Origin of the sequence: Mycobacterium sp. (assembly GCF_049673265.1) — a bacterium.
GTDB lineage: Bacteria > Actinomycetota > Actinomycetes > Mycobacteriales > Mycobacteriaceae > Mycobacterium.
Map to the genome: position 1 here is coordinate 1 of NZ_JBATXN010000657.1, position 8,504 is coordinate 8,504.

At 65.6% G+C, this 8,504-nt stretch carries 9 protein-coding genes; 5 read left to right on the top strand and 4 right to left on the bottom strand.

Annotated features, from left to right (window positions below; translation table 11 throughout):
- Positions 1 to 774, top strand: a 774-nt coding sequence (locus WBF82_RS22265; protein WP_424385096.1) for a 3'-5' exonuclease, incomplete at its 5' end; no start/stop codon positions are given.
- Positions 775 to 777: 3 nt separating this feature from the next.
- Here the strand turns inward: WBF82_RS22265 and WBF82_RS22270 are convergent.
- Both WBF82_RS22270 and WBF82_RS22275 read right to left on the bottom strand, forming a co-directional pair.
- The gene (locus WBF82_RS22270) at positions 778 to 1,383 is read right to left on the bottom strand and encodes a hypothetical protein (RefSeq protein WP_424385097.1); all 606 of its coding nucleotides are present in this window, start codon (positions 1,381 to 1,383) and stop codon (positions 778 to 780) included.
- A 3-nt stretch (positions 1,384 to 1,386) separates the two neighbouring features.
- Positions 1,387 to 2,406 carry a M23 family metallopeptidase gene (locus tag WBF82_RS22275; RefSeq protein ID WP_424385098.1) on the bottom strand — a complete coding sequence of 340 codons (1,020 nt, stop codon included), beginning with the start codon at positions 2,404 to 2,406 and terminating at the stop codon, positions 1,387 to 1,389.
- Between the two features lie 257 nt (positions 2,407 to 2,663).
- On the opposite strand from WBF82_RS22275, the gene sucC reads away from it, so the two are divergent.
- From sucC to WBF82_RS22290, 3 genes are read left to right on the top strand one after another with little or no spacing between them, the layout of a single operon-like run.
- The gene (sucC, locus tag WBF82_RS22280) at positions 2,664 to 3,827 is read left to right on the top strand and encodes an ADP-forming succinate--CoA ligase subunit beta (protein WP_424385099.1); all 1,164 of its coding nucleotides are present in this window, start codon (positions 2,664 to 2,666) and stop codon (positions 3,825 to 3,827) included.
- Between the two features lie 14 nt (positions 3,828 to 3,841).
- Complete coding sequence (gene sucD, locus WBF82_RS22285; protein ID WP_424385100.1) at positions 3,842 to 4,744, top strand: succinate--CoA ligase subunit alpha; 903 nt, start codon at positions 3,842 to 3,844, stop codon at positions 4,742 to 4,744.
- 5 nt (positions 4,745 to 4,749) lie between these two features.
- Positions 4,750 to 6,273 (top strand): acetyl-CoA acetyltransferase, encoded by a 1,524-nt coding sequence (locus WBF82_RS22290; RefSeq protein WP_424385101.1) that lies wholly within the window; start codon positions 4,750 to 4,752, stop codon positions 6,271 to 6,273.
- Here the strand turns inward: WBF82_RS22290 and WBF82_RS22295 are convergent, their stop codons facing one another.
- Both WBF82_RS22295 and WBF82_RS22300 read right to left on the bottom strand, forming a co-directional pair.
- On the bottom strand, positions 6,274 to 6,657 hold the full coding sequence (locus WBF82_RS22295; protein ID WP_424385102.1) for a hypothetical protein: 384 nt from the start codon (positions 6,655 to 6,657) through the stop codon (positions 6,274 to 6,276).
- Positions 6,654 to 7,502, bottom strand: a complete 849-nt coding sequence (locus tag WBF82_RS22300) for an LLM class F420-dependent oxidoreductase (protein WP_424385103.1) — start codon at positions 7,500 to 7,502, stop codon at positions 6,654 to 6,656. Before WBF82_RS22300 ends, WBF82_RS22295 begins: the two co-directional genes overlap by 4 nt.
- Positions 7,503 to 7,707: 205 nt before the next feature.
- Between WBF82_RS22300 and WBF82_RS22305 the strand changes: the two genes are divergently transcribed.
- Positions 7,708 to 8,504: DUF5336 domain-containing protein (locus WBF82_RS22305; RefSeq protein ID WP_424385104.1), on the top strand; the 797-nt coding region annotated here is incomplete at its 3' end.

Sequence of the window (8,504 nt, forward strand, 5' to 3'; positions counted from 1 at the left end):
GAGTTGGAATCCTCCTCTGACCCGCAAGACCTCGCCAGGCTGGACAACCTCAACGAACTCGTCAGCGTCGCACACGAATTCGCCACCGACCTGGAGAACGCCGAGGCGCTCGACGAGACTGTTGGCACGCCCGACGATGAAGATGTGCCGGATACCGGTGTGCTGGCGCAATTCCTGGAGCGGGTGTCGCTGGTCGCCGACGCCGACGAAATCCCCGAGCACAGCGCCGGTGTGGTCACGCTGATGACGTTGCACACCGCGAAGGGGTTGGAATTCCCGGTGGTGTTCGTGACCGGCTGGGAAGACGGCATGTTCCCGCACATGCGGGCATTGGGCGATCCCACCGAGCTTTCCGAAGAGCGCCGGTTGGCCTACGTCGGGATCACCCGGGCCCGTCAGCGGCTCTACGTCAGCAGGGCCAAAGTGCGGTCGTCGTGGGGACAGCCGATGCTCAACCCCGAGTCGCGGTTCCTCCGGGAAATCCCGCAGGAACTCATCGATTGGCGACGCCTCGACCCCACCCCGTCATTCAGCGCGCCGGTCAGCGGCGCCGGGCGATTCGGCTCGCCGCGTCCGTCGCCGGCTCGTGCATCGGCGAGCAAACGCCCGCTATTGGTGCTCGAACCCGGGGACCGGGTGACCCACGACAAGTACGGGCTGGGCCGGGTGGAAGAGGTTTCCGGCGTTGGCGAATCGGCGATGTCGCTGATCGACTTCGGCAGCGCGGGGCGGGTCAAGTTGATGCACAACCACGCCCCCGTCAGCAAGCTTTAGCGCTCAGGCGTCCAGCAACCAGTCTTTGGTGCGGGGGAGCAGCGCGAGCACCGCGCTGGAAATCGGTAACAACGGCAGCAGGTGCACGATCCAGGCAACACGTGCGCCGGCGATGAATACGCCGCCGTACGTCAGCAACGCGATCACGGCGCCGGCCACGATCAGGTAGCGGCCGAGCGACCGTCGCAGCATTAGCTGGATCACACCGGAGACCGTCGCCAGCGCGAACACCAGCGCGAGAAATGCCACCGCGACGCAGAACAGCCGGTCGGATTTCCACCAGCCGGCGATCAGGTCGGTCGCCACCACTGAGGTGGCCCAGCCGCTGACGATGGTGACAGCCGACGCGGCCACCGCCGTTCCGTTGCTGGGTTCACCCGACAACGTGCTCGGCCGCTGGCTTGGAGCACCGTAGCGGGGCAGCGGTGGTTGGCGCGGGATGTAGGTGGTGTGGGGATCGCCCGCTAGCTGCGGCAGTGGCCCGGTCGGCGCCCGCCGGATAATCCGCGTTTGAGGTGCGCTGTGGGGATCGCCATCGACGCGCGGAGGCCCGCTCGGCGTCTGGGTGGGCGGTTGATCGCCTGGTGTGGGGTAGTTCGGATCAGTCACCGGTCAACCGGCGAAAGTGCCGACGGACAGGCCACGTTTGGCCAGCCACGGCACCGGGTCGGTTCGCTGGGTGCCACCCAACAGCACCTCGAAATGCAGGTGGGGGCCCGTGGAATTGCCGCGGTTGCCCATGGTGGCAATCTGGTCGCCCGCCATCACCCGCTCGCCCACGCTGACCATCGTGGTGTTGACGTGACCGTAGAGCGTGACCGTTCCATCCGCGTGGCGCAGTTTGACCCACATTCCGTAGCCGGCGGTCGGCCCAGCGTCGATGACAACCCCGTCGGATACCGCCCTAATCGGGGTGCCGATCGAGTTCGCGAGGTCGATACCAGCGTGCAGCACTCCCCAGCGATACCCGAAACCCGACGTGAATATGCCCTTGGTCGGCATGACGAACAGTGGCTGGGCCAGCCTGGCTTCGCGCTGGGCGCGCTCCTGGGCGAACGCGACGCCTTTGGCCAGCTCTGCGTTGTGTACCGCGACGTTCGCGGCGGGCTGCACGGTGACCATCTGCATACCGCGCGACGACGTGCTGATGACACCGCCGTTCATGGTGGCCGCGTCGGCGGCGAGCACCGTCTGGGCGTGCGCGTGATCAGAAGTGTGAGTGGCGGTGTGCGCGGCAGCCGCCGCAGCACCGGCGGCCATGGCGCCGATCAACACCCGGCCTCGCGCCGGGCCGGTCAGCTGCTTGCGGTGCTGCCCGCCGCGCGCGTAGGGGTCGATGCGACGTTGGGAGCTTTCCGGGCTCGGCTCGACCACGCTGGGGCCGGCCAACGTCAGGACGGCGAGGTTGTCGGTGTCATCGGTGTCATCGAGCTCGGGCGCGCGTAGCACCTGCGCTTCCTTGGCGAACGCGGAATTGTCGCTAAAGTCCAGCTCATCGAGGTTGCCGAGCTCCCCAAATTCATTGAACGGGATGATGTCGGTGACTTCGTTGCGGTGTAGCTCCAACTCGCGGTCGCGCGATTGCCTAGCGCCTCGTGGCGCAGGAGACCGTGCGGGAATGAGCTGGGTCAACCTGATTGTCCCTCGGAGCGTAATCAAAACGTGATCTGGACCCTGCGACGTTAACCGCCGACCGCAACGCGTGGCAAGTTAAGCCGGAAATCCGCCCGAGGATTGTGATTTGAATCACTTCAGGCGCCGCGGTGAGATCTGCCACATCCATGGATGCCGACGATGGAACCTCCCGGCCGTGTCGATACAGTTCCCGCAAGCGGGCATCGGAAAACTCCGGTTCGCTTACACGCAGGCCGACACATAGAAGTGAGCCCATGGATCTTTTCGAATATCAGGCGAAAGAACTCTTCGCCAAGCACAACGTTCCGACGACACCGGGCCGGGTGACCGACACCGCCGAAGAAGCCAAGGCGATCGCCGCGGAGATCGGTCGGCCCGTCATGGTGAAAGCCCAGGTCAAGACCGGTGGCCGCGGCAAGGCCGGCGGCGTGAAGTACGCCGCGACTGCCGAGGACGCCTACACCCACGCGAAGAACATCCTCGGCCTGGACATCAAAGGTCACGTCGTCAAGAAGCTGTTGGTGTCTGAGGCCAGCGACATTGCCGAGGAGTACTACATCTCTTTCCTGCTGGACCGGGCCAACCGCACCTACCTGGCGATGTGCTCGGTTGAGGGCGGCGTGGAGATCGAAGAGGTCGCCGCGACCAAGCCCGAGCGCTTGGCCAAGGTGCCGGTGGATGCGGTCAAGGGAGTCGACCTCGCCTTCGCACGCTCGATCGCCGAGCAGGGTCATCTGCCGGCCGAGGTACTCGACGCCGCCGCCGTCACCATCTCGAAGCTCTGGGAGGTGTTCATCGCGGAGGACGCCACGTTGGTCGAGGTCAATCCCTTGGTGCGCACACCTGACGATCAGATTTTGGCGCTGGACGGCAAGGTCACGTTGGACGCTAACGCCGACTTCCGCCAGCCCGGCCACGCCGAGTTCGAGGACCGCGAGGCCACCGACCCGCTCGAGCTCAAAGCCAAGGAGCACGACCTGAACTACGTCAAGCTCGACGGTCAGGTCGGGATCATCGGCAACGGCGCCGGATTGGTGATGTCGACGCTGGACGTGGTGGCCTATGCCGGCGAGAAACACGGCGGGGTCAAGCCCGCTAACTTCCTCGACATCGGCGGCGGCGCATCGGCTGAGGTAATGGCGGCCGGGCTCGACGTCGTGCTGGGCGACCAGCAGGTCAAGGCTGTGTTCGTCAACGTGTTCGGCGGCATCACCGCGTGTGACGCCGTGGCCACCGGGATCGTGCAGGCGCTGCAGATCCTGGGCCCCGAGGCGAACAAGCCGCTGGTGGTCCGGCTGGACGGCAACAACGTCGACGAAGGCCGGCGCATTTTGGCCGAGGCCAACCACCCGCTGGTGACGCTGGTGCCGACGATGGACGAGGCCGCCGACAAGGCCGCCGATCTGGCGAGCGCCTGAAAGGACCACACGACATGGCAATCTTTTTGACCTCCAAAAACAAGGTCATCGTCCAGGGCATCACCGGTAGCGAGGCCACCGTGCACACCGCCCGAATGCTCAAGGCGGGCACGCAAATTGTCGGCGGTGTGAACGCGCGCAAGGCGGGCACCACCGTCACGCATGAGAACAAGGGCGGCCAGATCGTCGAGTTGCCGGTGTTCGGCAGCGTCTCCGAAGCGATGGAAAAGACCGGCGCCGACGTGTCGATCATCTTCGTGCCGCCGAAGTTCGCCAAGGACGCCATCATCGAGGCCATCGACGCCGAGATTCCGCTGCTGGTGGTCATCACCGAAGGAATCCCGGTGCAGGACAGCGCATATGCCTGGGCCTATAACGTGTCCAAGGGCGGCAAAACCCGCATCATCGGTCCGAACTGTCCGGGCATCATCACCCCGGGTGAGGCGCTGGTCGGCATCACCCCGGCCAACATCACAGGCAAAGGTCCCGTCGGGCTGGTGTCCAAGTCCGGCACTCTGACCTACCAAATGATGTACGAGCTACGCGATTTCGGGTTCTCCACATCGATCGGTATCGGCGGCGACCCGGTGATCGGCACCACCCACATCGACGCAATCGAGGCGTTCGAGAAGGACCCGGACACCAAGGTCATCGTGATGATCGGTGAGATCGGCGGCGACGCCGAGGAGCGGGCGGCCGACTACATCAAGGCCAACGTGTCCAAGCCGGTCGTCGGCTATGTCGCGGGATTCACAGCGCCGGAAGGCAAGACGATGGGCCACGCCGGCGCCATCGTGTCCGGATCGTCGGGCACCGCGGCGGCCAAGAAAGAGGCTCTAGAAGCGGCCGGGGTCAAGGTTGGCAAGACTCCCTCGGAAACCGCTGAGCTGGCCCGGCAGATCCTGCAGAGCCTGTAGGGACCATGGACCCGCACAGCCCGGTGGTGGTCGGCGTCGGGCAGGCCGCAGAGCGGATCGACGACGCGTACTACCGGGGCATGTCGGCCGTGGAGCTGGCGGCAGCCGGTGCTCGTGCGGCGCTCGAGGATTGTGGCGCCGACGTCGCCAAGGTAGCCGCGTCGATCGACACCATCGCCGGCGTAAGGCAATTCGAGATCTCCGGGCCGGCCAAGGCGGTGCTGGGCAAGTCGAATAACTATCCACGGTCGGTGGCCAACCGGATCGGCGCCGACCCCGCCCGCGCCATCCTGGAAGTCGTTGGCGGCCAAGGCCCGCAGCATCTGATCACCGAACTGGCCGGCGAGATCGCCGCCGGCCGGTCGGAGGTCGCCCTGGTCTTCGGTTCCGACGCGACATCGACCAACCGCTACTTCGCCGGGTCTGAGAATCGGCCGGATTTCTCCGAAACCGTCGACGGCTCGCTGGAGGATCGCGGTCACGGCCTCGACGGACTTATCAGTCGCTACACCGTGATTCACGGGCTGGTCGACGCACCGACACAGTACGGACTGCTGGAGAATGCCCGCCGGGCCGGAACCGGGCTCGGACCGGCGGACTATCTGCGCCGAATGGGCGAGTTGTTCGCTCCGTTCACCAAGGTGGCGGCCGAAAATCCTTTTGCTGCAGCGCCGGTCGAACGCAGTGTCGAGGAACTGATCACCGTCACCGAACGCAACCGGATGATTTCCGAGCCGTACCCACGGCTATTGGTTGCCCGTGACCAGGTGAACCAGGGCGCGGCGGCACTGCTGATGTCGGTTGAGGCGGCGCGCAAACTTGGTGTGCCCGAGGAAAATTGGGTGTATTTGCACGGGCATGCCGATCTCGAAGAGCAGAGCCTGCTGGAACGGCCGGAACTCGGACACGCCCCGTCGGCAGTGCTGGCGGTGCGCGAAGCGCTGGCGGTCGCCGGTATCGGCATCGACGACATCGCCACTTTCGACCTGTACAGCTGCTTTCCGGTGCCGGTCTTCAACATCTGTGACGGCATGGGCATCGCACCCGACGACCCGCGCGGGTTGACGTTGACCGGCGGCCTGCCGTTCTTCGGCGGCGCCGGTAACAACTACTCGATGCACGGTGTCGCCGAGACGATCGCTAAATGCCGAAGCGCGCCTGGGCAATTTGGCCTCGTCGGCGCCAATGGTGGCATCTTGAGCAAGTATTCGGTCGGGGTCTACTCGACGATACCCACCGATTGGAAACCGGATCACAGTGCGCAGCTGCAGGAAAAGATCGGCGAGGCGCCCACGCTGCCGGTGACCGAGCAGGCCGACGGTCCGGGCACCGTCGAGACCTACACGGTTCGGCGCGACGGCGGCCGACCGACCGGGATCATCATCGGCCGGCTCGACGCCGACGACAGCCGGTTTTTGGCGACCACCGAAGATGACGACTTCATCGGGCTGCTGACCGACGGCGAACCATTGGGGCGGCCCGTCGTCGTGCGCTCTTTCGAGTACGGGAACCGCTGCGCGCTGGGCTGACTAGCGGGCGGCTTTGATTGCGTCGACCAATCCCTGGGTGTCCGCGACTGTCACCGTCAGCGCCGAGTGATCACGCAGACCGATCACCCGGTGGATGCGCGGCTCGAAATGGATGCACACACCTTCAGAAGCGTTGGTGCCGAACGTAAGTCCGTCATCGGCAGCTGATAGCCGGGCGCCTACGGCGGTCCACCATCTGTACGGACCAGTGACGTGCGTGTCGTGCACGCGAGACAGCGGCGCATCGACAACCAACGGCCCGTAGCGGGCGACCAAACGGCCGTCGTCGGTCACCGTCACGCCCTGGGTGCCGGGCCATGCCCGAAACGGCAACCACATCGGGGCCAGCCGAGGATCGTAGCGATAGGGAAAATGTTGCGTCATACCAATGCTGCCAGCTTGCCAGCAAGCCTTTCCACATAGGCGGCAACCTCGTCCTCGGACTTGTCCGGCAAACCGAACAGCACCTCGGTGACACCCAATTCGGCCCAGTGGGCTAACTTTTCGGGCACCGGCTTGAAATCGAGCGCCACGATCTGCGGCGCGCCGTCGCGTCCGGCGGCTGCCCAGGTGTCCTGGAGCAACTTCACCGGCTCGTCGATGTCGAAGTCGCGCGGAGTGGTGATCCAACCGTCGGCGCTGCGCGCAATCCACTTGAAGTTCTTCTCGTTGCCGGCGGCGCCCACCAACACAGGGATATGCGGTTGGATCGGCTTAGGCCAGGCCCAGCTGGGTCCGAAGTTGACGAATTCGCCTTGGTAGGAAGCTTCTTCGTCGGTCCACAACGCGCGCATCGCCTCGAGGTATTCGCGAAGCATGGTGCGGCGCCGCCCGGCCGGCACGCCATGGTCCGCGAGTTCGTCGGTATTCCAGCCGAACCCGACGCCCAAGCTGACTCGTCCACCGGAAAGGTGGTCGAGGGTCGCGATAGATTTCGCCAGCGTGATCGGATCATGCTCAACCGGCAACGCCACCGCGGTGGACAGCCGCACCCGCGACGTGACCGCGCACGCCGCACCGAGACTGACCCAGGGATCCAGGGTGCGCATGTAGCGGTCGTCCGGCAACGACTCGTCACCGGTCGTCGGGTGGGCAGCCTCGCGCTTGATCGGAATGTGGGTGTGTTCGGGTACGTAGAAGGTGGTGAAACCGTGATTGTCGGCGAGCCTGGCCGCTGCTGCCGGGGTAATACCGCGATCGCTGGTGAACAGCACAAGCCCGTAGTCCATGCCAAGAATTAGAACGTGTTCCAATCTTGCGGGCAAGGGCGGGGGGCGTCGTGGAGGCGCGCGACCCGGTCCACGCCACGTTGACTCCCGCATCGTCTACTGGCCAAGGTGCGCTAGCGTGGGTGATCGGCACGCGTCTGCCTGGGAGTACCAGCGCCGCACGACAGTGGCGCCGCAAACAGCACTGGAAGGCACAGGAGAAGCCATGACCTATCCGCCCAGCAGTCCCGGATATCCGCCCGCGCAGTCGGCCGGCGGTTACGGGGCCTCCTCCGCACCCTCGTTCACGAAGTCCGAAGACGGCGAGAGCAATCTGAAGCTCTACCTGACCATCGCTGTGGTGGCTCTAGGTTTGGCCAGCTATCTGCTGAGTTACGGCCCGATGATCACCCGCATCCTGCCCAACGGCGACGAGCTCGTGGAAAGCGGCAGCACCTTGCCGATCGACCTGGCCTTGCTGGCGGCGCTGCTGGCCGGGGTGAGCCTGTTGCCCAAGGCCAAGAACTACGCCGCGGTGGTGGCAGCCGTCGCCGCACTGGGCGGATTGCTGCTGATCGAGGACACTATCGGCGCGTCCGGGCGTGGGTGGGCGCTGTGGTTCGCCCTGGGCTGCGGGGTGGTCCAGGCCGTCCTCGCCGTCGGCACACTTCTGCTGGACGCGGGCGTGATCACCGCACCGACGCCGCGGCCCAAGTACGACCAATACGCACACTACGGTCAGTACGGCGGCTACTACGGTCAGCAGAACCCTTACCAGCAGTCCCCTCAGCAGTCCGGATACGGCTCCCAGTACGGCGGCTACCCCTCGGGGCCTTCGACCGGCGGCTTCAGCCAGGCCGGCCCGCCGTCGGGACCTATCCAGTCTTCGCAGTCCGGGCCGCAGCAGGGTGCGCCGCACCAGCAGGGATCGCCCACCCCGCCAACGGGTTTCCCCAGCTTCAGCCCGCCGTCGTCCGGCTCCGGCGGCCAGGGTCAGGGAAACTCGGCCAACCACGCCGGCTC

Excerpts from the sequence above, each read along its gene's own strand:
- sucC (WP_424385099.1), top strand. The coding sequence starts at position 2,664 with ATGGATCTTTTCGAATATCAGGCGAAAGAACTCTTCGCCAAGCACAAC.
- sucD (WP_424385100.1), top strand. The coding sequence starts at position 3,842 with ATGGCAATCTTTTTGACCTCCAAAAACAAGGTCATCGTCCAGGGCATC.
- WBF82_RS22295 (WP_424385102.1), bottom strand. The coding sequence starts at position 6,657 with ATGACGCAACATTTTCCCTATCGCTACGATCCTCGGCTGGCCCCGATG.
- WBF82_RS22290 (WP_424385101.1), top strand. The coding sequence starts at position 4,750 with ATGGACCCGCACAGCCCGGTGGTGGTCGGCGTCGGGCAGGCCGCAGAG.
- WBF82_RS22300 (WP_424385103.1), bottom strand. The coding sequence starts at position 7,502 with ATGGACTACGGGCTTGTGCTGTTCACCAGCGATCGCGGTATTACCCCG.